Source organism: Streptomyces araujoniae, assembly GCF_050871195.1.
GTDB classification, from domain to species: Bacteria; Actinomycetota; Actinomycetes; order Streptomycetales; family Streptomycetaceae; genus Streptomyces; species Streptomyces bacillaris.
On sequence record NZ_CP194070.1, the window covers coordinates 7,189,947 to 7,216,083 of the forward strand.

A 26,137-nucleotide genomic window follows, 5' to 3' on the forward strand; every position below is an offset into this window, starting at 1 on the left:
ACGATCCGGAGGCACACCCCATGACCGCCACCGCACCCGAGATCCACCGCGGCCTGGCCGGTGTCGTCGTCGACACCACCGAGATCTCCACCGTCATCCAGGAGACCAACTCCCTGACCTACCGGGGCTACGCGGTCCAGGACCTGGCCGCCCACCGCTCCTTCGAGGAGGTCGCCCACCTCCTCTGGTACGGCGAACTGCCCGACGCCGCCCAGCTGAAGGACTTCCGGGCCCGCGAGTGCGCCCTGCGCCCCCTGGACCGCAGCACGTTGGAGCTGCTGACCCGGCTGCCGGAGACCTGCCACCCGATGGACGTGCTGCGCACCGCCGTCAGCTTCTTCGGCGCGGAGGACCCGCTGGAGGACGACGGCAGCCTCACCGCCCACCGGGCCAAGTCCCTGACCCTGCTGGCGAAGCTGCCCACCGTGGTCGCCGCCGACCAGCGCCGCCGCCGGGGTCTCGCGCCGATCGGACCGGACCCGGAGCTGGGGTACGCGGAGAACTTCTTCCACATGTGCTTCGGGACGGTGCCCGACCCCGAGGTGGTGCGCTGCTTCGAGATCTCGCTGACCCTGTACGCCGAACACAGCTTCAACGCCTCGACGTTCACCGCCCGGGTCGTCACCTCCACCCTCTCGGACCTCTACAGCGCGGTGACGGCGGCCATCGGCGCGCTGAAGGGGCCGCTCCACGGCGGCGCCAACGAGGCCGTGATGCACATGCTGAACGAGATCGGCGACCCGCGGCGGGCGGGGGAGTGGCTGGACGAGGCGCTGGCCTCCAAGCGGAAGATCATGGGCTTCGGCCACCGGGTCTACCGGCACGGCGACTCCCGCGTACCGATCATGCAGGAAGCCCTCGACCGCCTGGTCTCCCGCGCCGGGGACCCGGAGGCGACCCGCCTGGCCACCCTGCACGCGGCGCTGCGCCACGCCATGGTCGCCCGCAAGGGCATCCACCCCAACCTGGACTATCCGGCCGGGCTCGCGTACCACCTGATGGGCTTCGACATCCCGGTCTTCACGCCCATCTTCGTGATGAGCCGCATCACCGGCTGGACCGCCCACATCACCGAACAGCTCTCCCACAACGCCCTGATCAGACCACTGGCCTCGTACGACGGCCGGGAACAGCGCCCGGTGCCCGCCGCCTCCTGACGGGCGGCCGCGGGGGCCGAGGACGACCGGGGCCGAGCGGCCCGTCCGCTCCTACACCGAGGTGTCGAGGATGTGCCGCAGGCTGTTGCCGATGTGCCGGGCCGATGCGGCGGCGGCCGCGTCCTCGTCGCCGTCCGCGATGGCCCGGCACACCGCCGCGTGCTCCAGGGCGGACCGCAGGACCCGTTCCGGGCTCCGGCGCGCGATCCGGCGCAGCCTGCGGAGCTGATCGCGGACGGGTGCCATCGCCCCGGTCAGATACGGATTGGCGACCATCTCGTCGATCCTGCGGTCCAGTTCCTCGGCCAGTGCGTAGTAGCCGTCCAGCCGGGAGCCACCCGTGTCACGGGCCAGCACCGCGTGCTGCTCGGTGAACTCCCGCTCCAGCCCACCGAACTCGCCGCGTCGCGCGGACCTGGCACACAGCCGCGCGGCGTGCGTCTCCAGGGCCTCCCGCAGCTGGAAGAGGTGGCGGACATCGGACAGGGACAGCTCGCTCACGAAAGCCCCCCGCCCGGATACCGTCCTCACGAGCCCTTCCCGGTCCAGCCGTTGCAGTGCCGCCCGCAGGGGCGTACGGGAGACGCCGATCCGCTCCGCGAGCCGCACCTCGTTGAGGTGCGTCCCGGGGCCCAGCCCACCGGCGACGATCTCCGCCTTCACCCGCTCGTAGGCGTGCGTGCTCTGGCTCACCGATCCGTCCCCTCGCCCCGCCGCCGCACCCATCCGTACCTCCCGCGAGCCTCTCGCCGGTCCCACCCGGACCGTGCGTGCATACACTCTGTATACAGGAGTCCGGCGTCGCCCACCCCACGACCAGCGACCGAGGGGGCTTCCGCCACCCGGCAGCCCCGATCCGAGGAGTCACCATGCCGAAGCGACCGACCACCCGCCTCCGCCGGCTGATCGAGGGCGACGGCATCCACGTCGCCCCCGGCGCGTACGACGGGCTCAGCGCCCGCCTCGTGGAGGAGAGCGGCAGCGCACTGATCTACGCCAGCGGCGGTGCCATCGCCCGTAGTTGCGGGGTCCCCGACATCGGCCTGCTGGGCCTCACCGAGGTGGCCGCGCGGATCGAGCAGATGGTCGACGTGACGACCCTCCCGGTCATCGCGGACGCCGACACCGGTTTCGGCAACGCGGTGAACGCCGTACGGACTCTTGCCCTGTACGAGCGCATCGGTGTGGCAGGCCTGCACATCGAGGACCAGACCTTCCCCAAGCGCTGTGGCCACCTGGACGACAAGTCCCTGGTGAGCACCGACGAGATGGTCCGGAAGATCCAGGCCGTCAGCAAGGCCCGCACCGACCCCGACTTCGTCCTGATCGCCCGCACGGACGCCATCGCGACCGAGGGCCTGGACGCGGCGATCGAGCGCGCGAACGCCTACGCCGGGGCGGGCGCGGACGTGATCTTCGTGGAGGCGCCCCGGACCGTGGAGCAGATCGAGGAGATCGCCGCGCGCATCCCCCAGCCGAAGCTGATCAACATGTTCCACGGCGGCAAGACCCCGCTCGTCCCCAAGGAGCGCCTGCGCGAACTCGGCTACCGGCTGGTCATCATCCCCTCGGACCTCCAGCGCGCCGTGATCACCGCGGTCCGGCGGACGCTGGAAGCCATCAACCGCGACGGCGACAGCGGTGCCGTACGCGACGACCTGGCCTCCTTCGCCGACCGCGAGCGGATCGTGCGCACGGCCGAGTACCTCGCCATCGGGTCCTGACGGGCGCCGGGCAGGACTGCCGCCACGGCCGGCGCCCCGCTCGTGAGGACCGACGCGTCCGGCCCGGCGGCGTGGAACAGGGAGCCGCTCCGACCCGGCGCCCCGATCGGCAGGCGGCCGAACCGGGCTTCTCCCCAGCCGGGTACGGGCCGGTTCCGCTTCCGGCGCGGGGTGCGCTCGGGGCCCGTACCGGCACCGGCGAAGCCTCAGGCCGCGCCCGGGTAGTCCGGCCCGACGACCAGGGTGAGGACCTGGCCCCCACCCCGCTCGTCCGGACGCGCCGTGACCCCCTCCAGACGGGAGGTGAGCACCCGCGCGTGATCCGCCATGGCCGGCGCGTGCAGTACGGCCGTACGATCCACCGGATCGGGGGTGTTCCCCGTACCGACGACGGTGTAGCCGAGGTCGCGCAACTCCTCGGCGGCCTGCGCGGCCCGGCCGGCGACGCCGGTCCCGTTGAGCACCTGGACCTGGACCGACCGGGCGTGGACCGGGTCGGCGGCCGCGGCCTCCAGCGCCTTCTTGTCGGGCTCGCGGTCCTCGGCCATCGCGTCGAAGAGATCGGCGGCCTGGGGGTACTGCCAGACGACGTTGGCCCGGTCGGAGGGCACATCGGCCTCGCGGGCGTAGTTGGGCACGGTGAGGAAGGTGAGCCGGTCGGCCGGTATGCCCTTGACCTCGGAGGCGAGCGCCGACAGCGGCTTGATCCCGGCCAGGGCCCGGTCGGTGGTGATCGACCTGGTGGCGGAGTCGAGGAAGCCGTAGAGGTCGGCAGGGCTGGTCAGCGTCTGCTGGGCCTTGGCGGCCAGCGCCTTCATGAACTCCTGCTGGCGCCCGATGCGTCCGATGTCGGAGCCGTCGCCCACGCTGTAGCGCGTACGGACATAGCCGAGGGCGTCCTCGTCCTTGACGGTCTGACAGCCGGCTTCGAGATCCAGGCGGGCCTTCTCGTCATGGATGGCTTCCTCCGGGCACACCTCGATGCCGCCCAGCGCGTTCACCATCCCCTTGAACCCCTGGAAGTCCACGGAGACGAAGTGGTCGATGCGCAGTCCGGTGTTCTGCTCGACGGTCCTGATCGTGCAGGCGGCGGCGGTCCCGACATCGCCACCGGTACCGCCGATGGCGAACGACGCGTTGATCTTGAAGCGGTGCGGTGCGGACCTGGTTCCGTCGCCCCGGTCGCAGGCCGGTATGCGGACCCAGGAGTCGCGCGGGAGCGAGACGGCGGTGGCCCACTCGCGGTCGGCGGCCAGGTGGAGGACCATCAGCGTGTCCGACTGCATGGTCTCCAGACCCTTGCCGTACGCCGCGTTCCCGCCCGCCCTGCTGTCCGAGCCGACCACCAGGATGTTCTTGGAGCCGGGGCTCATGTTGCGGGGGCGCTCACCGCCGATCCGGTCGTCGACGTCGGCGGCGTGGATGTTGCCGTCCAACTCCCCGTAGATCCAGGCCCCGGCTCCGGCCGCGCCCAGTACCAGCACGGCCAGCACCCCGGCCGTCCACAGCAGGATCCGGCCACGCCGGGTCAGCGACTTCTTGTGGCCGCGCTCCCCGCGCGGACCGCCACGGCGCTGCGCGGTACGGCCTCGCCGTCCTCGGCCCCCCGTCCCCACACTGTCCTCCGACGTCTCGCCCCGCCCCGCCGCCTCGCGTACGCGTCGGTCCGGGGCCGCCACCGCACCGTGCGGCTGGGAGAACTCTACAGTCCTGTAGATATACGGATGGCGGGTCCCCCTCTCCGGTTCGCGCCCCTGGGTTCACCCGGCGCCGCGGCCGGCCGGAGGCGCCGGTGGTCCGGCGGCGGCCCGGGGCAGGGCGAGGACCATGGTCAGGCCGCCGCCGGGGGTGTCCTCGGCGGTGAGGGTGGCCCGGATCGCCTCGGTGAAGCCGCGCGCGACCGCCAGGCCCAGCCCGACGCCCGCACCCCGTGGGGCGTCACCGAGGCGCTGGAACGGTTCGAAGATGTGCTCCTTGGCCGTGTCGGGGACGCCGGGGCCCCGGTCGACGACGCGGAGTACCACCCGGTCGTGCAGGCTGCCGGCGGAGACCAGGACGGGGGAGCCCTCCGGGCTGTGCTTGACGGCGTTCTCGACGATGTTGGCGACGATGCGTTCCAGCAGACCGCGGTCGACGGCGACCATCGGCAGGGTCTCCGGAATATCCAGTTCCACGCTGCCCTCGGGCACACTGCTCAGGGCCATGGGGACGACCTCGTCCAGATCCGTCTCCCTGATCATCGGGACGACCGTGCCGGTGTTCAGCCGGGACATGTCCAGAAGGTTGCCGATCAGCGCGGCCAGCCGGTCGGCCCCCTCCTCGATCCCCTCCAGGAGGGCCTCGCGGTCGGTCTCCGACCAGGTGACGTCGTGGGAGCGCAGCGAGGTGACCGATGCCTTGATCCCGGCCAGGGGCGTGCGGAGGTCATGGCTGACGGCGGCGAGCAGGGCCGTGCGGAAACGGTCGCTCTCCGCCAGCTCGCGCGCCTCCTCGGCCTGCCCGACCAGGCGCTGCCGGTCCAGGGCCACGGCGGCCTGGGCGGCGAACGCGCCCAGGACCCGGCGGTCCTCGGCCCGCAACGCCCGGCCGCTCAGGACCAGAGCCAGGTCGTCCCCCACGGGGATGCCGATGTCGGCGTCCTCGGGACGGCCGGCCGGAGTGCCGCCGACCGCCGCCGCGCACGACCAGGGCTCGGCCTCGCCGTCCCGCTCCAGCAGGGCGACGGAGTCCATGGCGAAGGTCTCCCGGAGCCGTTCGAGCAGGGCGTCGAGGGAGTTCTCGCCCCGCAGGATGCTGCCCGCCAGGAAGGACAGGATCTCCGACTCGGCGCGCAGCCGGGCGGCCTGATGGGTACGGCGGGCCGCCAGGTCGACGACCGAGGCGACGGAGACGGCCACACCGACGAAGATCACGATGGCGACGATGTTCTTCGGGTCGGAGACCGTGAACCGGTGGAACGGCGTGGTGAAGTAGTAGTTGAGCACCAGGCAGCCGACGGCGGCCGAGGCGAGGGCGGGAAGCACACCGCCGAGCAGGGCGCCGGCGACGGTGAGCGTGAGGAAGAGCAGCATGTCGTTGGCGAGCCCGAGATCGGGCACGACGGTCTTGAGCAGCAGACCGAGGAGGGCGGGTCCCAGGACGCCGACGAGCCAGCCTCCCGCGATCCGGGCCCGCCCGAGCCGGGCGCCCCGGACGACCGGCAACCCGCGGCCCTTGGCCGCGGCGTCGTGCGTGACGATGTGGACGTCGAGGTCGGGACCCGACTCACGGGCGACCGTGGCACTGACCCCGGGCCCGAGGACGTACTGCCACGCTCTGCGGCGGCTGACCCCCAGCACGATCTGCGTGGCGTTGACCCCGCGGGCGAAGTCCAGCAGCGCCGAGGGCACGTCCTCACCGATGACGTGGTGGAACGTCCCGCCGAGATCCTCGACCAGCGTGCGCTGCACGGCCGACTCCTCGGGCGACACTGCCTTGAGACCGTCGCTCGCGGCGATGTGGACGGCCAGCACCTCGCCCCCGGCCCCCTTCTCCGCGAGGCGGGCGGCGCGGCGGATGAGGGTACGGCCCTCGGGCCCGCCGGTCAGCCCGACGACGATGCGTTCCCGGGCCTGCCAGGTGGTCCGGATGCCGTGCTCGCCCCGGTACTGCCGCAGATACTCGTCGACCCGGTCGGCGGTCCACAGGAGGGCCAGCTCGCGCAGGGCGGTGAGGTTGCCGGGGCGGAAGTAGTGGGAGAGGGCCGCGTCCACCTTGTCCGGCCGGTAGACGTTGCCGTGCGCCATCCGGCGGCGCAGCGCCTGGGGCGACATGTCGACCAGCTCGATCTGGTCCGCCCGCCGCACCACCTCGTCCGGGACCGTCTCGCGCTGCCGTATGCCGGTGATCGACTCCACGACATCGCCGAGCGACTCCAGGTGCTGGATGTTGACCGTGGAGACGACGTCGATCCCGGCCCTGAGCAGCTCCTCGACGTCCTGCCAGCGCTTGGCGTTGCGGGCGCCGGGGACGTTGGTGTGGGCCAGCTCGTCCACCAGGGCCACGGCCGGAGCCCGTTCGAGGACCGCGTCCACGTCCATCTCGGTGAACGCGGCTCCCCGGTGCTCCAGCGCCCGGCGCGGAACGGTCTCCAGCCCGTGCAGCATCACCTCGGTCCGGGGCCGCCCGTGGTGCTCCACGAACCCGACCACCACGTCGGTGCCGCGCTCGATCCTCCGATGGGCCTCGGAGAGCATCGCGTACGTCTTGCCGACGCCCGGCGCCGCACCGAGGTAGATCCGCAGTCTGCCGCGTCCCATGACCGTTCCCTGCCGTTCCGTAGCGTGCCTTGCCGTTCCGTGCGGGCCGGGCGGCTCCCGCGTGCTGGACTCATCCGTTCCGGGTCAGGTCCCTGAGCGCGGTGTTCAGCTCCAGTACGTTCACCCGGGGTTCCCCCAGGAATCCGAGGACCCGGCCGGCGGTGTGGTCGGCGACCAGATGCTCCACCTCCGCGACGCCGAGAGCGTTCCTCTCCGCGACCCGGTGGACCTGGAGCTTCGCGTACGCCGGTGAGATGTGCGGGTCCAGGCCGGAGCCGGACGAGGTGACGGCGTCGGCCGGTATGTCACCGGGGGCCACCCGGTAGGACGCGGTGGAGTTGTCCCTGACCACGGCGGCCCTGGCGTCCCGCACCCACCGGATCAGTTCCTCGTTGTCGCCGGAGCGGTTGGTGGCCCCGGAGAGGAGCAGCGCGTACCGCGTGTTGACGCTGTTGGTGCCGAGCCCGCCTGAGGGGCGCGGCTGGAACCACCTCAGGTCCGGGGCGGGAGCGCCCCCGCCCTGCTCCGGCGGGAGGTCGTAACGCTGCCCGATGAGGGAGGAGCCGACGACCTGCCCGCTCGCGTCCCTGATCTCGGAGCCGTCGGCCTTGCCGGGGAACAGGGCCTGGGCGACGCCCGTGACGGCGAGGGGGTAGAGGAGCCCGCAGACGAGGGTGAGGACGAGCAGGGCGCGGAGGCCTGCCCCGAGGACGCGCACGGTGGTGCCGACGGTGTGGTGGGTCATGGCGGATCAGCCGATTCCGGGGAGGAGGGAGAGGAGCAGGTCGATGAGCTTGATGCCGGCGAACGGGGCGACGACGCCGCCGATTCCGTACAGACCGAGGTTGCGGCGCAGCATCCGGTCGGCGCTCGCGGGCCGGTAGCGGACGCCCCTGAGGGCGAGCGGCACGAGGGCGACGATGACCAGCGCGTTGAAGACGACCGCCGAGAGGATCGCGGACTCGGGCGAGGAGAGGCCCATGATGTTGAGCCGGTCCAGCGACGGATACGCCACGGTGAACATGGCGGGGATGATCGCGAAGTACTTCGCGATGTCGTTGGCGATGGAGAACGTCGTCAGCGAGCCCCGGGTGATCAGGAGTTGCTTGCCGATCTCGACGATCTCGATGAGTTTGGTGGGGTCGGAGTCCAGGTCCACCATGTTCCCGGCCTCCTTGGCGGCGGAGGTACCGGTGTTCATCGCCACACCGACGTCCGCCTGGGCCAGGGCCGGGGCGTCGTTGGTGCCGTCGCCGGTCATCGCCACCAGCTTCCCCTCGGCCTGCTCCCGCTTGATGAGGGCCATCTTGTCCTCGGGCGTCGCCTCGGCCAGGAAGTCGTCGACCCCCGCCTCCTCGGCGATCGCCTTCGCGGTCAGCGGGTTGTCGCCCGTGATCATCACCGTACGGATGCCCATCCGGCGCAGCTCCCCGAACCGCTCCCGCATACCGTCCTTCACCACGTCCTTGAGATGGATCACTCCCAGGACCCGGGCGCCCCGGTCGTCCTCCACGGCGACCAGCAGCGGCGTGCCGCCGGCCCGGGAGATCCGCTCGCTGAGGGCGTGCGTGTCCGCGGAGACGGCCCCGCCCCGCTCCCTCACCCACGCGACGACCGAACCCGTCGCCCCCTTGCGGACCTTCCGCCCGTCCAGGTCGACGCCCGACATCCGGGTCTGCGCGGTGAACGCGACCCAGGCGGCCCCGTCCGGCTCGCCCCGGTCCCGCTCCCGCAGCCCGTACCGCTCCTCGGCCAGCACGACGACCGACCGGCCCTCGGGGGTCTCGTCGGCGAGCGAGGAGAGCCGGGCCGCGCGGGCGAGTTCGGCCTCCGCCACGCCCTCGGCCGCCAGGAATTCCGCCGCCTGCCGATTGCCCAGGGTGATCGTCCCGGTCTTGTCGAGAAGCAGCGTCGACACGTCACCCGCGGCCTCCACCGCACGACCCGACAGGGCCAGCACATTGCGCTGGACGAGCCGGTCCATCCCGGCGATGCCGATCGCGGAGAGCAGGGCCCCGATCGTGGTGGGGATCAGGCACACCAGCAGGGCGGTGAGCACGATCAGCGAGGTCTGGTCGTCGGCGCCCGCGTAGATCGCGAAGGGCTTCAGGGTGACCACCGCGAGCAGGAAGACGATGGTGAGGGAGGCCAGCAGGATGTTCAGGGCGATCTCGTTGGGCGTCTTCTGCCGGGCCGCGCCCTCCACCAGGCTGATCATCCGGTCGATGAAGGTCTCGCCCGGCCTCGTCGTGATCCTGATGACGACACGGTCGGAGAGCACCTTCGTACCGCCGGTCACCGCACTGCGGTCACCGCCGGACTCGCGGATGACCGGGGCCGATTCTCCGGTGATCGCGGACTCGTCGACGGAGGCGACGCCCTCGACCACGTCTCCGTCGCCGGGGATGACGTCTCCGGCCTCGCAGACCACCAGGTCCCCGACGCGCAGCTCCGTTCCGGCGACGCGCTCCTCGGCCGCGCCGACGACGCGGCGGGCGACGGTACCGGTCCTGGCCCTGCGCAGGGTGTCGGCCTGGGCCTTGCCCCGGCCTTCCGCCACGGCCTCGGCAAGGTTGGCGAAGACGGTGGTCAGCCAGAGCCATCCGGTGATCGCCCAGCCGAACCAGTCGGTCGGGTCCGTGATCGCGAGCACGGTGGTGACCACCGAGCCGACGAGCACCACGAACATGACGGGTGATGTGATCATGATGCGCGGGTCGAGCTTGCGCAGCGCGTCCGGGAGCGATGTGAGGAGCTGCTTCGGATCGAACAGGCCGCCGCCGACACGGGCGGCCGACCTTGCGCCGCCGGTCGGGGGCGAGTCCCGGTGCGGAGCGCGGGTGGGGGTGACGGTGCTCATGAGGCGAGCCCTTCGGCGAGCGGACCCAGCGCCAGGGCCGGGAAGTAGGTGAGTCCGGTGACGGTGGTGACGGTGCCGACGAGCAGCCCCGCGTAGAGGGGCTTGTCGGTGCGCAGCGTGCCCGCGGTCGTGGGCACCGGCCGCTGCTCGGCCAGCGAGCCGGCCAGCGCGAGGACGAAGACCATCGGGAGGAAGCGGCCGAGCGCCATCGCGATGCCGATGGTGGTGTTGAACCACGGGGTGTCGGCGTCGAGTCCGGCGAACGCGGAGCCGTTGTTGTTGGCGCCGGAGGTGTAGGCGTACAGGATCTCGGAGAAGCCGTGCGCGCCGGTGTTGGTCATCGAGTCGGCGGGCGTGGGCAGGGCCAGGGCCACCGCGGTGAAGCCGAGGACGAGGGCCGGAGTGACGAGGATGTAGCAGGCGGCGAGCTTGATCTGACGGGTGCCGATCTTCTTGCCCAGGTACTCGGGGGTGCGGCCCACCATCAGCCCGGCGACGAACACCGCGATGACCGCCATGATCAGCATGCCGTAGAGCCCCGAGCCGACACCGCCGGGGGCGATCTCGCCGAGCTGCATGCCCAGCATCGTGATGCCGCCGCCGAACCCGGTGTACGAGGAGTGGAACGAGTTCACCGCACCGGTCGAGGTGAGCGTCGTGGCGACCGCGAAAAGGGACGACCCGGCGATTCCGAAGCGGGTCTCCTTGCCCTCCATGGCTCCACCGGCCATCTCGAACGCGGGCCCGCGGTGGGCGAATTCGGTCCACATCATCAGTGCGGTGAACCCGATCCAGATGACGGCCATCGCGCCGAGGATCGCGTACCCCTGCTTCGGCGAACCGACCATCCGCCCGAAGGTCCGCGTCAGCGCGAACGGGATCAGCAGGATGAGGAAGATCTCGAAGAGGTTGGACAGGGGAGTGGGATTCTCGAAGGGATGGGCGGAGTTGGCGTTGAAATAGCCGCCGCCGTTGGTGCCGAGTTCCTTGATGGCTTCCTGGGACGCGACCGCACCGCCGTTCCATTCCTGCGGGCCGCCCAGGAACTGGCCGACCTCGTGAATGCCGGAGAAGTTCTGGATCGCCCCGCAGGAGACCAGGACGACCGCCCCGATCACCGATATCGGGAGCAGGACACGGACGGTCCCGCGCACCAGATCGGTCCAGAAATTGCCGAGTTCACCGGTACGGGACCGGGAGAAGCCCCGTACGAGTGCGACGGCGACCGCCATGCCGACCGCCGCGGAGACGAAGTTCTGTACCGCGAGGCCGCCGGTCTGCACGACGTGCCCCATGGCCTGTTCGCCGTAATAGGACTGCCAGTTGGTGTTGGTGACGAAGGACATGGCGGTGTTGAACGCCTGGTCGGGGTCGATCGAGGAGAAGCCGAGCGAACCGGGCAGCGAGCCCTGTACACGCTGGATCAGGTAGAGGAGGAGGACGCTCACCGCCGAGAAGGCGAGAACGGCGCGCAGATAGGCGGGCCACCGCATCCCGGCGGCCGGATCGGCACCGATGATCCGGTAGATCCACCTCTCCGGGCGGTAATGCCTCTCGGAGGAGTAGACCTTCGCCATGTAATCGCCCAGTGGACGGTGGGCGAGGGCGAGTGCGGTTATCAGTGCGAGCAGCTGGAGCACACCAGCGGTCTGGGAACTCATGCCGGCACTCAGAACCTCTCCGGGTAGAGGAGGGCCAGAACGAGATACCCGACCAGGGAGACGGCCACGACAAGGCCGACGACATTCTCGGCGGTCACAGCTTGGTCACCCCCCGGGCGACGAGAACCACCAGTGCGAATACCGCGATCGTGGTGGCGACGAAGGCCAGATCGGCCATCGCGAGCTCCTGGGATGAAGAGAGGAAAGAAATCAGCCGGTCGGCCGGCATAAGCAAACCTCGGCTCCAAGCCCGTCGTTGACCATCTTGACGGGGCTCATACGGGGCGGGGATATTCTTGACGCCGGCCTGACGCCATTCCTCGCCAAGCGCGACGGGACGTCACTCTCCGCATCGCGTGAAAGGCGTGTCCCAGCCCTCGGGGCGGAGGAGGGCCGGTGAAGGGGAGCCGGGGCCGTGGGGGAGGACCGACGGGGCCCGGCCGGATTGTCAGTGGGGGCGCCTAGAGTCTCTCTCACTCGTCACGGTGCGTTGCCGTCGGCGGGTCTCATCAGCGTGCCGCCGCCCGGCGGCGCCGTACGGAACACGGGGAGAACAGCGCATGGGGTGGGTACCGGCGGGCGACTACGAAGTCGCCCTGGAGGCGGGCAAGGTGGTCTGCCGCAACGGGAAGGGCCGACGGCTGAAGTCCGTCCCGGCCAAACTGAAGGACGATCCGGCGGTCGTCGGCCTCCGGCAGCTCACCGAGTGGCTGGACCGGCACGAACGCCGGTGCCTGACCGATGTCGAGCAGTGGATGGTGCGCTCGCTGCCCGTCCCCACCGCCGTCCTGGCCCGGGTCTGGCCCGACCCGGCGTGGCAGGCGGCTCTGCGGGACGTGGTGGTGACCGGCGCGGACGGCGGGGTCGCCGGGTTCCTGCGCGACGTCGACCCCGACCGCGGCCTCGGTCTCGTCGACCTGGACGGCGACACGGTCCGCATCACCCCGGACGTGGTGAGCGTTCCCCACCCCGTCCTCCTCGACGACCTGGACGAGCTGCGGGAGTTCGCGGTCGAGCTGGAGGTGAGCCAGCGGGTGGAGCAGCTGTTCCGCGAGGTGTGGCGCCGCCCGCCCGGCCTCGCCCCGGACACCGTCTCCGTGGACACCTACGCGGGCGGTGCCTTCAAGGAACTGCGGTTCCTGCACGGCCGCGTCACCCAGCTCGGCTACCGGTCGCGCGGCGGCTACGCGGTCTGCCCGGTGGTGGAGGACGGCACCACCGTCGAGGCGCGCATCTGGATCGGCGAGCACGACGGATACGGCGAGTACGACACCGAGACGGGCCCCCTGGGCTGGACCGACCCCTCGGGGCGCACGCTGACGGCCGCCGAGGTCGGCCCCGTCGCGTGGTCCGAGGGCATGCGCATGGCGGCGGCGCTCTACGCCGGTCGCGACGTGGAGGACGAGGAGCGGGCGGCATGAGCACCACGACGACGGACAACGACGCGAACGGCACCATGAACACCGAGACCGGGAGCGGCACCGGGGCGGCCGCGGCGGTGCTTCCCGCCCAGGCGGGCGACCAGGCCCGTGGCCGCACCACCGGAGACCCCGCCGCCGAGGCCCGCGCCGCGGCCCTGCTGGACGCGGGCGCCGTCCTCCCGGCCGGCACCAGCGGACGGGACGACGCCGACGCGCTCACCGCCCGCACCTACACACACCCCGCCCTCGGCGACCGTCCCGTGGTCCGCCTCGTGCCCGCCACCCTCGGTGAGGCCGAGGACCTGGCCCTGGAGTTCCTCGGGCTCTCCCGGGCCGCCGAAGCCCCCGTCGTGGGCCAGGTGCGCCGCGAGACGCTGGGCTTCCCCGCCTGGGCCCTGGTCAACGACCCGGCCAACGGCCACCACGCCCTGGCCCTGGTCAAGGACATCGAGCGGCTGGGCCGGCAGGCCAGGACGCGGGCGGGCGCCGCCAAGGAGGGCTTCGACGAGCTGGGCACCCGGCTCGGCCGGGCCGTGCCCCACTTCCTCCCCACCTACTACGAGCAGGTCGCCCGCCTCTTCCTCCAGGCCGAGAACACCGTCTACGCGGCCTCCTTCTTCGGCAAGGCCCGCGAGGCCGAACGGGTCCACGGTCTCGTCGTGGACGAGGACCGGCAGCGGGCCGTCTTCCTGGAGTTCGCCTTCGCCGGTGCGCTCACCGTCAAGGCGCTGCGGCAGTACGTGCGCGACCTGGCCGCCCGGCTCGACCCGGCGGACGCCTGGGCGCAGTTCCGCCGGCTGCTCGTCGAGCGCTGTGCCGCGGGCATGCCGCCCTACGCCGCCCTGCCGCAGGACGTCCGCGCCCTGGTCAAGGCCGCCGGACTGGACCGCGAGAGCGCCGAACGCGACCTGGTGGCCGACCTGATCGGCTCCCCGGGAGTCGTGCGGGCCCCCGCCTCGTTCTGGACGGCCTACCGCCCGGCCGTCGTCGCCCTCGCCCAGCGGGACCCGGCCGTGCGCGCCCGGCTCCTCGGCTTCTTCCCGGAGACCTTCACCGAGAACGGCAGCCGGGGCGCGGACGCCGAACGGGGCTGGCTCACCCTGCTGGCCGAGTCCGGCGCCGAGGACCTGCTCACGGCCCTCCCCGCCGCTTCCGGCGCCCCCGGAACCGCTGTCGCCTCCGCCTCCGGCGCTTCCGGTCCTCCCGGTTCGCCCGGCGAGGGCGCCCCCGCCGTCTCGCCGGCGGACTGGCTCGCCCGCTGGGAGGCACACCGCCGCCGCAACCGGGCCACCGTCGGCCGGAGCCCGGAGACCCTCGCGCTGGTCGCCCGCGCGGCGGACCGGCTGCGCGCCGACGGACGCCCCGTCGAACTGTTCCAGGGCCGCTGGCAGCGCAACGCCGACCTGGACATCCTCGACCTCTGCCTGGCCTCCGGAGTCCCGGTCGCCGAGCCGGACGACGAGGACCAGGGCGGCTACGCCCCGGGCTTCCCCCTCGACAACTGGCTGACCGACAAAGCCCCCGGCGCGCGGGACCTCACCGCGCTCGACGGACACCCCGCCTTCCGCGCCCTGCTGAGCCGCACCGTCGGCCAGCTCGGCGGCGGACGCGGCCAGCGGGTGAGCGACACCGGCATGGCCCGGCTGGCCGCGCACCCCGTGCTCTCCGTCGTCCTGCGCGAGTGGCTGACCGCCCGCGCCGAGGAGTACACGGCCTCCCGCGGACTCCCCGGACTGCAGTCCGCCCTCAACAAGCTCTCCGGATTCCGCCCCGTGGCCGCCGAGGTCGCCCCCGAGGCGGTGCGCCACCTCAAGGCCCACGACGTGGTCCCCCTGCTCGCCGCCACCCTGCGCACCGGCATCCCGGACGAGATGGGCTGGCCCGCACTGGACGAGACGTACGCCGAACTCGCCGCGGAGGCCGACGCCGCCTCCGCGGGCCAGCGCCACCGCACGGAGAGCGTCGGGGTCACCGGCGCCTGGCCCGCGCTGATCCTCAACACCTTCGAACGCGCCGTCGTCGTCGGCCCCGAGGGCGTCCTGCTCCGGCACACCCTGCGGCTGCCCGCCACCCTGGACCGCTGGCGCACCCTCGGCTTCCGCTACGTCGACGGCGAGTTGCTCGTCATCTGGTGGGAGGACGGCAACCAGCGCGGCTACTGGTCGCACCGCCCCGCCGAGGTCTTCACCGTCGGCGGCGAGCAGATCCCCCGCTGGGGACACTCCGGCGCCTCCGACGAGGTCTGCCTCCCGCTGCCCGGCGGCGGCCGCGCCACGGGCGGCAAGGCCCTGCACGCGGGCGACACCTCCCTTCCGCCGCAGCGTGCCGTCATCTCCGACGGCACCGGCCACTGGCGCGACGGACACCAGGGCAAGCAGCGCGTCTGGCTGGAGTACGACCCCGCCACCGGCACCCACGGCCGCGCCTCCCTGCCCGCCTTCCTCCGCTCCGGCGTCCAGGACGGCACCCGGCTGCTCACCGAGCACTGCCAGGTGCTGCCCCTCCAGCCCGGTCTGGAGAACACCCCGTTCGGCACGGACGGCACGGTCCTGGGCCGCTGGGTCCGCCGTACGGTCACCGAGCCCGGCGCCGCCGCCCCCGCGGACGGCCACCGGATCGTCGCCGGCACCCCCGACGGCCGCACGGTGACCCTCCCGTACCCGCTCTGCGCCGACTGCGCCCCGGTGCCCCTCGGCGCCCTTGCCCTGCCCGGCGGATCGCTGCCGGTCCTGGCCCTGCACCACCGGTCCGTCGAAGCGCGTCCGGCCGACACCGACGGCACCGGCGGCACCCTGTGGTCCGTCACCCCCGACTCCTCCGGCGGGAACGACGCGGCCGGCACCCCCTACGTGCCGCCCGTCTCCTACTGGCATGCCCTGCGCCCCAGGGACGAGCACGGCTCCGCCGCCCTGCGGGCCCTGACGGACTCACGGGCGGGGGAGCTGTTCAAGGAGGTCGCCGCCGCGGTCGCCCGGCACCGTGAGGCCAGCCGGGCCGTCGAGGAGTACACCGGACCCTCGTCGCGGAAGATGAGCGAGGAGGCCGTCGCCCGGGCCCTGCCGGAGGTGACCGACGTACGGCTCCTCGCCGGAGTCACCGGCCTCGTCCGCAACGCGGTGGACCGAGCCGCCGCGGCCGTCCGGTACGTGACACCGCCCGAGCCCGCAGAGCCGGTCACCCCCCGGAACACCGCGCGCACCCAGGGCATGTTCTTCGACCACGCGCCCGAGCACGGCGACGACACGACCCTGCGGGAGGCCACCGCCTTCGGCTCCGAGCGGCTGTACGGCGGCTGGTGGGGAGGCGGGCTCCGCTGGACCATCGTCCGGCAGATCCTCGGCGTCAACCATGTCCTGGGCGGCGAAGCGGCCTTCGGCCAGCCCGTGCCGTCCACGGCCCCCTTCACCCCGGTCGACGGCTGGCAGCGGGACGAGTTCACCGTGCCCGCGGGCTCGCTGTCCTGGACCTCCCTCCTCGGCCAGCTGCCCGAACTCGCCTACCGGGCCGCCTCGTCGGCGCTGTCCCCCGAGCACCGCGCCGGGCTCCTGGTCCTGCTGGACACCCTCGCGGCGGGCCCGCTGGCCGACCCGGCGGGCACCGTCCGCCAGGTGGACCTCATCGAGCCGTACAGCGGCACGCCCGGGCAGGGACGCCGGGGGCCCGTGCACCGCCTCGGCCAAGTGCTGCGCAAGGGCGCCCGTACGGTGGTGGTCATCGCCGAACGCGGCCGGAACATCAACGAAGACGTGGCCCGCTGGCTGGCCCTGGACCACGACCCGACCGGAGTCTTCGGACCCGTCGCCGGCTTCACCCTCGACCGCGAGCGCGTCCTCCACGAGGGCATGAACCCTGACCGGCTGACCCGGCTCACCGCCCTCCTGAGGGAACAGGGCCCCGCGCCCTGGCGCCCGGAGGCCGCCGAGGAATTCCACGCGGCCACCGGTATCGGACCGCTCCAGGCCGTCGCCCTGCTCTCGGCCGCCGTCGCGGAGCCCGGAGCCGACGCGCTCGCCCTGCTCGGCTCCAAGACCCGGGCCTTCGAAGCCGCCCAGGCCAGGCTGGACGCCCTGCCGGGCGACGAACGGCACGCCCTGCTCAGGGCGCTGCTGCCCACGGACCCGGCCGAGCTGTGGACCAAGGGCCCGGACGTCGAGGCCGCCGCCGAGGTCTGGCGGGAGCGTCTGGGCTCCCTCGTCCGCGTCCCCGAGGAGCTGGACCTCGACCTGTCGGGCACCACGCCCGGCGCCGTCGACCTGGTCCTCAACGCGGGCTCCCGCAACTGGCTCACCCACGGCACCGACGTCCCGGACGGGACCGGCCGCCCCGCCCTGCGGCGGGTCGGCGCACGCGGTTCGGTCGCCTCCGCCCTGACCGCGCTGCGGACCCTCGCCTACACCCTGCCGTACGGGCACCCCCTGCGGGCCCACCTGCCCGCAGGACTGGCGGCCCTGCGCTCCCGCCTCGCCGACCCGGCGCTGGTCCTGGACCTCGGTCTGGACTGGACGGAGGAGGGCAAGCCGATCGGCGTCCCGATCCGCGCCGCCCTCGGCCTCCCCGAGTCTGGCGGGGCGGACGCGGACGGACTGGTCCGGGCGGGTGCGGCGCTGCTCCTCGGCCCCGGCCACGGCTACGGCAACCACGAGAAGCTCCTGATCTGCCCGGCCGGTCTGACGGGCCCCGACGACCCGGCCTTCGGCCTCGTCGAGGGGACGACCGCCTCCCGCGCCGGTGGCGACTTCCTCGCCCTGCGCGCCCTGCTCGAGGAGGAGACCGAGGCCCTGGTCTCGGCGGGCCTCCCCGACGGCTCCGCGGCCACCGGGGGTACGACCCCTCCGGAAGCCGCCACGTCCTCCCAAGGCGCCCCGCACCCCGGTCACCTGCCGTACTACCCGGCGCAGGACCCGACCCGCGCGGTCCCGGAACTGGTGGCGGAGGCGGCCGGCTCCCTCGGCCTGAGCGCGGACGCCGCCGCCCTCTACCTGATGCTGCTCACCCTGCCCGACCCGACGGACCGCAACTGCGTCCGCTGGACGGAGTGGAAGCCGGCCCGCGTCAAGAAGGCACGCGCCGAACTCGCCGCCACCGACCTCGTCGTGGAGGCGAAGCGCTCCCGGGCCGGCCGCACCCTCTTCCTGCCGTGCGGCTGGATCGAGCGCAACGCCCCCGCGCTGCCGCTGGAGACCTGGAAGGAAGGCCTGTACCCGGTGGTGGGCAGCGTCCGCACCATGCCCCACCTCCCCCTGCCAGCGCTGTTCGCGGCCGCCTGGGCACGGGTGCGCGGCGGCGACGCCCCGGCCTTCGAAGAACTGGACACCCGCACCTCCCGGAAGGGCCGCCGCCGATGACGAGCGACACCACCACCAGCAGCAGCGACATGGACAGCACCACCGTGCCCGGCGGCCCGGACCGGGCGGCGGCGCCCGGCCGGGAACACCGCCAGGTCACCCCGCCCGAGGACCGGTACGCCACCGAACTGGCCTTCCTCGCCGCCCAGGACACCGGCCCCCGCCCGCCCGGCTGGCGGCTCACCCCGCGCGCCGTCGTCACCTTCGTGACCGGCAGCGCGGGGGAGGCGCTGAGCCTGCCGAAGGCCGCCCGGCCCGACGCCGGGGTGCCGCGCCGCCTGGTGATCGAGCAGAAGTTCGTCGGTGAACGCGCCCTGGTCGAACGGTGTGTGGTCACCCTCGCCGGGGAGCGCGGACTGCTCCTGGTGGGCGAGCCCGGCACCGCCAAGTCGATGCTCTCCGAGCTGCTGTCGGCGGCCGTCTGCGGCACCAGCGCGCTCACCGTGCAGGGCACCGCGGGCACCACCGAGGACCAGCTCAAGTACGGCTGGAACTACGCGCTCCTGCTCGCCCAGGGCCCCACCGAACAGGCCCTGGTGCCCTCCCCGGTGCTCACGGCCATGACCCGGGGCGCGGTCGCCCGCGTCGAGGAGGTCACCCGCTGTCTGCCCGAGGTCCAGGACGCGCTGGTCTCCCTGCTCTCCGAGCGGCGCATCGCGGTCCCCGAACTCGCGGGCAGCGAGGGCGCCCAGGTGCACGCGGCCCCCGGCTTCAGCCTCATCGCCACCGCCAACCTGCGGGACCGGGGCGTCTCGGAGATGTCCGCCGCTCTGAAGCGGCGCTTCAACTTCGAGACGGTCGGCCCGATCGGGGACGTGGACGCCGAGACCGCTCTCGTCCGCCGCCAGTCGCGCGCCGCCGTGGAACGGGCGGGCGCCGCCTACCAGGTGGACGACGCCGTCCTCGAAGCGCTGGTCACGGCCTTCCGGGACCTGCGCGAGGGCCGTTCCTCGGAGGGCTGGGAGGTCGAGCGCCCCTCCACGGTCATGAGCACGGCGGAGGCGGTCTCCGTCGCGGGCTCCCTCGGCCTGGCCGCCGCCTACTTCCCGGGGGACCGGGACGTGCTCTCCCTCCTGCCCGGCCATCTGCTCGGCGTCGTCCGCAAGGACGACCCGGCCGACGCGGCACGGCTGCTGGGGTACTGGGACGGCCCGGTCCGCAGGCGCGCCGAGCAGGGGTCCGCCACCTGGCGTGCCCTGTGGGACCTGCGCGCGGTGCTGGAGAACTGACGGATGAGCGAGTCGACCAGGCCCGCGTCGCGGGCGACGATGGCGGTGGGGCGGGGGGCTGCCCCGGAGGTGCGGACGGGCGCGGTTGAGGAGCGGTTGGCCGTGTCCGAGGCCGCGGCCACTTCTCCCGAGACGCCGGGGACGGTCCCGCAGCCGCTGACGGCTGGCCCCGACGAGCAGGCGGGCGCCCCTGCGGAGCGGGAGGCCGCTCCGGACGGCGGGATGGCCGTCGTCGAGACGGCGCTGCCCGATGCCGGGATGGTACGCCCGGACACCGGGCCGACCCGGTCGGCTGCCGAGGCGACGGGGCGGACCGCAGGGACGGAACGGCCGGCTGCCGAGATGGCGCGCCGGGCCACCGGGACGGGACGGCGGCCGGCCTCCGAGGCGCCGGGCGCCGCCCCGCCGCAGGACCCGGAGCCGGGGGGCGTCACCCCGGAGGCCGCGGTCGCGGCGCTCGCGGCGGACGGGCCCGGCCTGCCGTTCCTGATCGGGGTGCGCCACCACGCACCCTCCCTCGCGGCCGCCGTCCCGGCCCTGCTGGACGCGGCGGCCCCGGACGTGCTCCTCGTCGAACTGCCCGCCGAGTTCCAGCCCTGGCTGGGCTGGCTCGCCCACGAGGAGACCCGGGCCCCGGTGGCGCTGGCCGCCGTGCCCGCGGCAGGAGCGGGCGGCGAACGGGGGCCCGCCTTCTACCCGTTCGCGGACTTCTCGCCCGAGCTGGCCGCCCTGCGCTGGGCGGCCCGCCACGGGGTCCCGGCCGTGGCCTGCGACCTCCCGCTCGCGGACCGGGCCTGGGCACGGGGCGGACCGGACGGCCCCGCGCCCGCGCCGGGCGCCGACTCCGTACGCGTACCGGGGGAGGGCCACGGGCTGTCCACCGCCCTCCGGTCCCGGCTCACCGGCCGCGACGGCGACGACCTGTGGGACCGCCTGGTGGAGGCCCCCGCCCCCGGCTCCACACCCGAGGCGCTCCGCCGCGCCGCCCTGCTCACCGGCTGGGCCCTGCGGTACGAGGCCGAGGCGCGGTACGGCGTGGACGGCACCGACCTCGTCCGCGAGGCGTGCATGCGCGACCACATCGCCGCAGCCCTGGCGAACGGTCAGCGGCCCGCCGTGGTGGTGGGCGCCTTCCACACCCCGGCGCTGCTGCCGTCCGCCGGGACCGGAACGAACTCGGCCCCGGAGGCGGCCGTACCGGGCGCGGCCGGCACATCCGGGGCTCCGGCGGACATGACGTACGCCCCTGCGGACGCGTCCAAGGCCTCCGTCGACACGCCCGACGTTCCCGCACGTGCGTCGTCGATCCCCGCCGTCGAGCCGGACGCCGGGTCGACGGGGGCGGCCTGCACGGTCTCGCTGATCCCGTACACCTACCCCCTGCTCGACTCCCGCTCCGGCTACCCGGCGGGCATCCGGGACCCGGAGTGGCAGCACACGGTCCTGGACGCCGCAGGGGACCCGGCCGCCCTGCACGAGGCCCTGATCCGCACGGCGGTTCGCGTCTGTGCCGCCCTGCGCGAACAGGGCCACCCCTACGGCCCGGCGGACGGCCGCGAGGTCGTGCGGGTCGCCGGGGACCTGGCCCGGCTGCGCGACCTGCCCGCCGCCGGGCGCGGTGAGTTCCTGGAGGCCGTACAGACGGTGCTCGGCCGGGGCGAGACCTACGGCACGGGCCGCGCCGTCGCCCACGCGCTCGAACGCGTCCTCGTCGGCTCCCGTACCGGACGCCCCACACCCGCCGCCCCGCGCAGCGGCCTCGGCCCCGCCGTGGAGGCCGAGACCGAGGTGCTGTCCCTTCCCGGCCCGGCGGACGCGGCCGAGAAGACCCCCCGTGACCTCCGGCTCGACCCGGCCCGCTCCGCCCTCGACGGCCGCCGTGAACTGCTGCTGCGCCGGCTGACGGTGTGCGGCATCCCGTACGCGCAGGAGCAGGAGGTGACCGGCGCGGCGGGTTCGGAGGGGCTCACCACGCGCTGGCAGGTGCGGTGGACCCCGGCCACGGCCGCGATGCTCACCGCGGCCGGAGCCCGTGGTGTCACCCCCGCCCAGGCGGCCGAAGGAGTGCTGCGCGGGCGGCACGCGGCCGAGCGCGCGGAGGGCGGTCCCACGGCCGCGCAGGTCGTGCGCGGCCTGACGGAAGCCGCGGAGTGCGGGCTCCCCGCCCTGGCCGAGGAGCGCCTCGCGGAGCTGGCGGCCGTACTCCCCGCGAGCGGGACCCTGCCCGAACTCCTCGCCGGGCTCGACCTCCTGGACCGTGTCGCCGCGGGGCACCTGCCCGGCCTGGCGGCGCTGCGCGCCCCCGCGCCCTCCGACACCCCGGACGCCCCCGCCACCCTCCCCGCCCGCCTCGCGCACGCGGTGGAACTCCTGACCTCGGCGGCGGTCCGGCAGGTCGACGGCCTCACCGGTTCCGAGGAGCCCGAGGACGCCCGGGCGCTGCTCGAACTGGCGCAGCGCGCCGACCGGGTGGGCGGCATCCGGCTCGCCGACGCCCTCGCCCGGCTCGCCGCCGACGGCACTCCGCTGATCGCAGCGGCCGCCGGAGCGGTCCGGGTGCTCACCGGCCACGAGCAGGCCGACACCTTCGGGGTGCGCGTCGCCTCCTGGGTGGACGCCGCGGTGGACGGCCCCTCCCGGGCCGCCCTCGTATCCCGTCTCACCGGCGTCCTGACGGCGGCGGGCCCACTCCTGACCGTGGGCGTCGCCGCCCTGGACCCGTTGCTCCACCGGGTCGTCGAGCTGGACGACGCCGCGTTCCTGGCCCGGCTGCCGGCTCTGCGCGGCGGCTTCGACACCCTGAGCCCGGCGGCTCGGGACCGGCTGCTGGACACCGTCGAGGAGCGCCTGGGCGAACGGGTGGACCTGGCCGGGGCCGACGACCCGGCCGAGCTGGCACGCCGTGCGGTCGCGGACCTCGCGGCCCGCGACCTTCTCGCCCGCCTCGGCCTGCCCGTCCCGTCCCCCGGAGGCCCCGAAGGGAACGCGCCTGCCACCCACCCCCTGGGACCCGCGCCGACAACCGCCTCCGCCGCCACAACCCCGCCCGCGACCTGCGCCACCGTCACCCCGTCTCCTCCCGGCTCGGGGCACCCGCACCCCCGTACTCCGGAGGAGGGCACCAAGACCGGCACCAAAACCGGCGCCGGCCAAGCTCCCAGCCCCGAGACCAGCCCCGGTGCAAGGCCCGGGACCGGCTCCGACACAGCCACCCGGGCCGGGAAACGGCCCGCCCCCGCCCCCACCGGGGGGAGCGCCCCCACCCTCGCGCCCGCCGACCGGTGGCGGCTCGTCCTCGGCCGGCGCCCCGACCAACTGCCGTCCGGGGCCGCCCGCCTGGCCACCGCGCTGGACGAGCTGTACGGGGCGGGCCGGGGCGAGGGTTCCCGTGGCGGCCTGCCCATGCCCGGCCAGGGCCGAGGCGGGCGGGAGGCGTCGTTCCCCGGTGTCCGCGAGTGGTCCGAGGAACTCGCCGCGCTCTTCGGCCCCGGTGTCCGCGAGGAAGTCCTCGCCGCCGCTGCCGCGACCGGACGGCAGGACGTGCTCACCGAACTCGACCCGGCCGCCGCCACCCCCTCCGTGGAGCTGCTCCGCACGGTCCTGCGGTACGCCGGCGGCCTCCCCGAGGCGCGCCTCGCGGCGCTCCGCCCGCTGGTCCGCCGCCTGGTCGACGAGCTGACCCGGCAACTGGCCACCCGGCTGCGGCCCGCCCTCACCGGCACCATGCAGGCCCGGCCCACCCGTCGCCCCGGCGGACGGCTGGACCTGCCGCGTACGCTGCGCGCCAATCTGGCAACCGCCCGCCGCGCGGAGGACGGCACGGTCCGGGTCGTCCCCGAGAAGCCGGTGTTCCGCAGCCGTGCCCGCCGGTCGGCCGACTGGCGGCTGATCCTGGTCACCGACGTCTCCGGGTCCATGGAGGCGTCGACGATCTGGTCCGCCCTGACCGCCTCCGTACTGGCCGGGGTGCCGACCCTGAGCACCCACTTCCTGGCCTTCTCCACGGAGGTCGTCGACCTCACCGGCCATGTGCACGACCCCCTCTCGCTCCTCCTGGAGGTGAGCGTGGGCGGCGGCACGCACATCGCCGCCGGGCTCCGGCACGCGCGCAGCCTGATCACGGTGCCCAGCCGCACGCTCGTCGTCGTCATCAGCGACTTCGAGGAGGGCGCCCCGCTCGGCGGACTGCTCTCAGAGGTACGGGCCCTGGTCGCCACCGGCTGCCATGTCCTGGGATGCGCCAGCCTCGACGACGCCGGCCGGCCCCGCTACTCGACGGGTGTGGCCGGGCAGCTCGTGGCCGCCGGTATGCCCGTGGCGGCCCTCAGCCCACTCGAACTCGCCCGCTGGATAGGGGAGAAGACCGCATGACCGCCGCCCAGTTGCCCCCCGTCGCGCCGGAGGTCACGGCCACGCTGGTGGAGGACCTCTCGCCCCGGCTGCGCAAGCGGCTGGACGCGTCGGTCACCAAGCTCGCAGCCCGCCCGACGCACCGCGACGGGGACACGGTGACGGTCGCGGTCGACGACGACACCGAACTGCGCCTCCACGCCCCCGGCGGTGTGGTGGCCACGGTGGACGCCATCACCTGCGGCTGCCTCCTCGCCCCGGCCTGCCTCCACCGCGCGGCCGCAGCCTGCGCGGCCCCCGCGGCGGACCCGCCCTCCGAACCCGTCCCCGACGCGGCCGCCGAACCCGATCCCGCGGCGGACCCGACCCTCGAACCCACCCCCGGCACTTCTCGCCCACCCGCCCCTGACCCCGCCGCGCAACCGGCCACGACGCCCGCCGGCTCCACCCCCCTCACGACGACGCCCCACACGACCGACCCCGCCCCGGCAACCTCGGCACCGGCCCCCGCTCCCGAGGAGGCGAGCCCGGCGCAGCGTCAGGCGGCTGCCGGCCTCTGGTCGGCGGGCGCCGCCGTGCTGGAGGCGGGCGTGGACGGGGCCGGTGCCGTCGCCCAGGCCGCACTGCTGCGTGCCGCGCACACCGCCCGGCTCCGGCAACTGCCGCGCGCCGCGTCCGCCGCGCTGTCCGTCGTCACCCTGCTGCGCGCGGCCCGCGCCGCTGATCCCTCGTACCGCACCGCCGACCTCGTCACCGCCCTGGCCGAACTCCTGGGCACCGCGCACCGGGTGGGGACGGCAACCGGTGCCGAGCTGGCAGCGGTTCGGGGCCGTGCCCGCCGCCCGTACAGCCCGGACGGCTCCCTGCGCCTGTACGGACTGTTCACCGAACCCGTGGTCACCGAGTCGGGGCACGGCGGCGCCCGCACCTGGGTCGCCACCCCGGACGGCCGGCTCTGCACGGTGGGGGACGTGGCACCCGGCGGGGTGGGGCGCGCCCTGGGTGTCGCCGACCGCACCGTGCGTCTCGGGGACACCGCTCTCACCCACCGGGAGCTGGGCCGGGCCGGTCTCGCGGTCGCGGGAGCGACGGTCTCCCCGGACGGCAGACTGGGCGCGGGGAAGGGCGTCAAGGCCGTCACCGCCCGGGGCGCCGCGTGGACGGAACCGCCGCTCGCCGCCCTGTGGGAGCCCTCGCCGGCCGAACAGGCGGCCCGCGCCCTGCGGTCCGTCTCCCGCTACGCCGAACCGGACGGCGGCGGCAGCGACCTGCTCTTCCTGGACGTCGAACTCCTGGGCGCGGTACGGGAATCCGGCGGTGCCTGCCTGCTCGCACGCTGCGACGGCGGGGTCCTCGTGCGCCTCATCGTCGCTGACGACGATCCCGGGCTGGCCCACCGCGACAACCTGATGCTCCTGGCCACGGCACCGGGGACACGGCTGCGGATCGTCGGCCGCCTGGTGCCCGCCCAGCACCCCCGGCTCACCCTGCTCGCCTGCTCGCACCCCACCGGGGAGGGCACGGTCGACCTCGGCTTCGACCGACTGCGCCGCGCCGACCTCCCCGACCCGGGAGCGCCCGCGCACCCCGCCCCGCTTCAACCCGGCGGCCCCGGCGCGGAGTCGCCGCTCCACCTCCTGGAGCGCCGGGTCGAACAGACCGTCCCCGCGGGCCGTGCCGCCCTCGGCCTGCTCGGCGACGTCACCGCCGAGGCCCGCCGCCTGCGCCACGGGGGTCTCCCCACGGCCGCCGGACTGCTCACCGCCCTCCGCGCCTCGGCGGCCCAACGCGAACGCGACCTCTTCGGCCGCCTCCTCCCCGCCGACACCGACGGCTTCGCCACCCACTGGCTCGCCGCCGCCCGCTACTCCGCAGCCGTCGCCGAATCCCTGTGCGCGGCGGCCTGGGGACCGGGCCCGGGGACTCCCGCCGAGAGCCCCGCGGACGCCGCCACCGCGTCCCGGCCCGCCGGAACCGGAAGCAGCCGGTGAGGACCCGCCGTACGAAGACCGTCGCCGCGGCGGCCGTCGCCCTCCTCGTGGGCGGTGGCACGCTCGCCCTGTCCCTGCGCGGGAGCGGCGAGGCCGCCCCG

Annotated in this window: 15 protein-coding genes; 7 read left to right on the forward strand and 8 right to left on the reverse strand. The window is 74.3% G+C overall.

Translation table 11 applies throughout. From position 1 onward, the window contains the following. The first annotated feature begins 20 nt into the window (after nucleotides 1-20). Nucleotides 21-1,157, forward strand: coding sequence for a bifunctional 2-methylcitrate synthase/citrate synthase (locus ACQ9ZG_RS30455; protein ID WP_109916620.1), 1,137 nt, complete (start codon nucleotides 21-23; stop codon nucleotides 1,155-1,157). A 51-nt stretch (nucleotides 1,158-1,208) separates the two neighbouring features. Here the strand turns inward: ACQ9ZG_RS30455 and ACQ9ZG_RS30460 are convergent, their stop codons facing one another. Continuing rightward, a complete protein-coding gene (locus ACQ9ZG_RS30460) occupies nucleotides 1,209-1,850 on the reverse strand; it encodes a GntR family transcriptional regulator (RefSeq protein ID WP_109916622.1) in 642 nt (213 codons plus the stop codon). Between the two features lie 176 nt (nucleotides 1,851-2,026). Here ACQ9ZG_RS30460 and ACQ9ZG_RS30465 point away from each other — a divergent pair, with 176 nt between their 5' ends. Beyond that, on the forward strand, nucleotides 2,027-2,881 hold the full coding sequence (locus tag ACQ9ZG_RS30465) for an isocitrate lyase/PEP mutase family protein (protein WP_109916619.1): 855 nt from the start codon (nucleotides 2,027-2,029) through the stop codon (nucleotides 2,879-2,881). A gap of 206 nt (nucleotides 2,882-3,087) precedes the next feature. Here the strand turns inward: ACQ9ZG_RS30465 and ACQ9ZG_RS30470 are convergent, their stop codons facing one another. From ACQ9ZG_RS30470 to ACQ9ZG_RS30500, 7 genes are all read right to left on the reverse strand, one after another. Further along, on the reverse strand, nucleotides 3,088-4,497 hold the full coding sequence (locus ACQ9ZG_RS30470; RefSeq protein ID WP_441350819.1) for an LCP family protein: 1,410 nt from the start codon (nucleotides 4,495-4,497) through the stop codon (nucleotides 3,088-3,090). A gap of 144 nt (nucleotides 4,498-4,641) precedes the next feature. Beyond that, nucleotides 4,642-7,179, reverse strand: coding sequence for a DUF4118 domain-containing protein (locus ACQ9ZG_RS30475; RefSeq protein ID WP_499281434.1), 2,538 nt, complete (start codon nucleotides 7,177-7,179; stop codon nucleotides 4,642-4,644). Between the two features lie 70 nt (nucleotides 7,180-7,249). Continuing rightward, nucleotides 7,250-7,924 carry a potassium-transporting ATPase subunit C gene (locus tag ACQ9ZG_RS30480; RefSeq protein WP_109914948.1) on the reverse strand — a complete coding sequence of 225 codons (675 nt, stop codon included), beginning with the start codon at nucleotides 7,922-7,924 and terminating at the stop codon, nucleotides 7,250-7,252. 6 nt (nucleotides 7,925-7,930) lie between these two features. After that, nucleotides 7,931-10,039: a potassium-transporting ATPase subunit KdpB gene (gene kdpB, locus ACQ9ZG_RS30485; RefSeq protein ID WP_109914947.1), complete on the reverse strand. Its 2,109-nt coding sequence runs from the start codon at nucleotides 10,037-10,039 to the stop codon at nucleotides 7,931-7,933. Continuing rightward, nucleotides 10,036-11,700, reverse strand: a complete 1,665-nt coding sequence (kdpA, locus tag ACQ9ZG_RS30490; protein ID WP_109914946.1) for a potassium-transporting ATPase subunit KdpA — start codon at nucleotides 11,698-11,700, stop codon at nucleotides 10,036-10,038. Before kdpA ends, kdpB begins: the two co-directional genes overlap by 4 nt. An 8-nt stretch (nucleotides 11,701-11,708) precedes the next feature. Continuing rightward, nucleotides 11,709-11,798 carry a K(+)-transporting ATPase subunit F gene (gene kdpF / locus ACQ9ZG_RS30495; RefSeq protein WP_019761714.1) on the reverse strand — a complete coding sequence of 30 codons (90 nt, stop codon included), beginning with the start codon at nucleotides 11,796-11,798 and terminating at the stop codon, nucleotides 11,709-11,711. After that, nucleotides 11,795-11,929, reverse strand: a complete 135-nt coding sequence (locus ACQ9ZG_RS30500) for a hypothetical protein (protein ID WP_258312088.1) — start codon at nucleotides 11,927-11,929, stop codon at nucleotides 11,795-11,797. Before ACQ9ZG_RS30500 ends, kdpF begins: the two co-directional genes overlap by 4 nt. 331 nt (nucleotides 11,930-12,260) lie before the next feature. Between ACQ9ZG_RS30500 and ACQ9ZG_RS30505 the strand changes: the two genes are divergently transcribed. From ACQ9ZG_RS30505 to ACQ9ZG_RS30525, 5 genes are all read left to right on the forward strand, one after another. Then, entirely contained in the window at nucleotides 12,261-13,121 is an 861-nt protein-coding gene (locus ACQ9ZG_RS30505; protein ID WP_018487309.1) for a DUF4132 domain-containing protein, read from the forward strand. Continuing rightward, nucleotides 13,118-18,466, forward strand: a complete 5,349-nt coding sequence (locus ACQ9ZG_RS30510; protein ID WP_499281435.1) for a hypothetical protein — start codon at nucleotides 13,118-13,120, stop codon at nucleotides 18,464-18,466. The genes ACQ9ZG_RS30505 and ACQ9ZG_RS30510 overlap by 4 nt, the downstream gene beginning before the upstream one ends. Continuing rightward, nucleotides 18,463-19,695: an ATP-binding protein gene (locus ACQ9ZG_RS30515; RefSeq protein ID WP_415736960.1), complete on the forward strand. Its 1,233-nt coding sequence runs from the start codon at nucleotides 18,463-18,465 to the stop codon at nucleotides 19,693-19,695. Before ACQ9ZG_RS30510 ends, ACQ9ZG_RS30515 begins: the two co-directional genes overlap by 4 nt. A gap of 342 nt (nucleotides 19,696-20,037) precedes the next feature. Continuing rightward, complete coding sequence (locus tag ACQ9ZG_RS30520) at nucleotides 20,038-24,066, forward strand: vWA domain-containing protein (RefSeq protein ID WP_499281651.1); 4,029 nt, start codon at nucleotides 20,038-20,040, stop codon at nucleotides 24,064-24,066. Next, the gene (locus tag ACQ9ZG_RS30525) at nucleotides 24,063-26,036 is read left to right on the forward strand and encodes a hypothetical protein (protein ID WP_499281436.1); all 1,974 of its coding nucleotides are present in this window, start codon (nucleotides 24,063-24,065) and stop codon (nucleotides 26,034-26,036) included. The genes ACQ9ZG_RS30520 and ACQ9ZG_RS30525 overlap by 4 nt, the downstream gene beginning before the upstream one ends. The last annotated feature ends 101 nt before the right edge of the window (nucleotides 26,037-26,137 follow it).

Coding starts and splice junctions, on each gene's coding strand:
- kdpA (WP_109914946.1), bottom strand. CDS start 11,700: ATGAGTTCCCAGACCGCTGGTGTGCTCCAGCTGCTCGCACTGATAACC.
- ACQ9ZG_RS30475 (WP_499281434.1), bottom strand. CDS start 7,179: ATGGGACGCGGCAGACTGCGGATCTACCTCGGTGCGGCGCCGGGCGTC.
- ACQ9ZG_RS30480 (WP_109914948.1), bottom strand. CDS start 7,924: ATGACCCACCACACCGTCGGCACCACCGTGCGCGTCCTCGGGGCAGGC.
- ACQ9ZG_RS30520 (WP_499281651.1), top strand. CDS start 20,038: ATGGCGCGCCGGGCCACCGGGACGGGACGGCGGCCGGCCTCCGAGGCG.
- ACQ9ZG_RS30510 (WP_499281435.1), top strand. CDS start 13,118: ATGAGCACCACGACGACGGACAACGACGCGAACGGCACCATGAACACC.
- ACQ9ZG_RS30465 (WP_109916619.1), top strand. CDS start 2,027: ATGCCGAAGCGACCGACCACCCGCCTCCGCCGGCTGATCGAGGGCGAC.
- kdpB (WP_109914947.1), bottom strand. CDS start 10,039: ATGAGCACCGTCACCCCCACCCGCGCTCCGCACCGGGACTCGCCCCCG.
- ACQ9ZG_RS30455 (WP_109916620.1), top strand. CDS start 21: ATGACCGCCACCGCACCCGAGATCCACCGCGGCCTGGCCGGTGTCGTC.
- ACQ9ZG_RS30500 (WP_258312088.1), bottom strand. CDS start 11,929: ATGCCGGCCGACCGGCTGATTTCTTTCCTCTCTTCATCCCAGGAGCTC.
- ACQ9ZG_RS30525 (WP_499281436.1), top strand. CDS start 24,063: ATGACCGCCGCCCAGTTGCCCCCCGTCGCGCCGGAGGTCACGGCCACG.
- ACQ9ZG_RS30515 (WP_415736960.1), top strand. CDS start 18,463: ATGACGAGCGACACCACCACCAGCAGCAGCGACATGGACAGCACCACC.
- ACQ9ZG_RS30505 (WP_018487309.1), top strand. CDS start 12,261: ATGGGGTGGGTACCGGCGGGCGACTACGAAGTCGCCCTGGAGGCGGGC.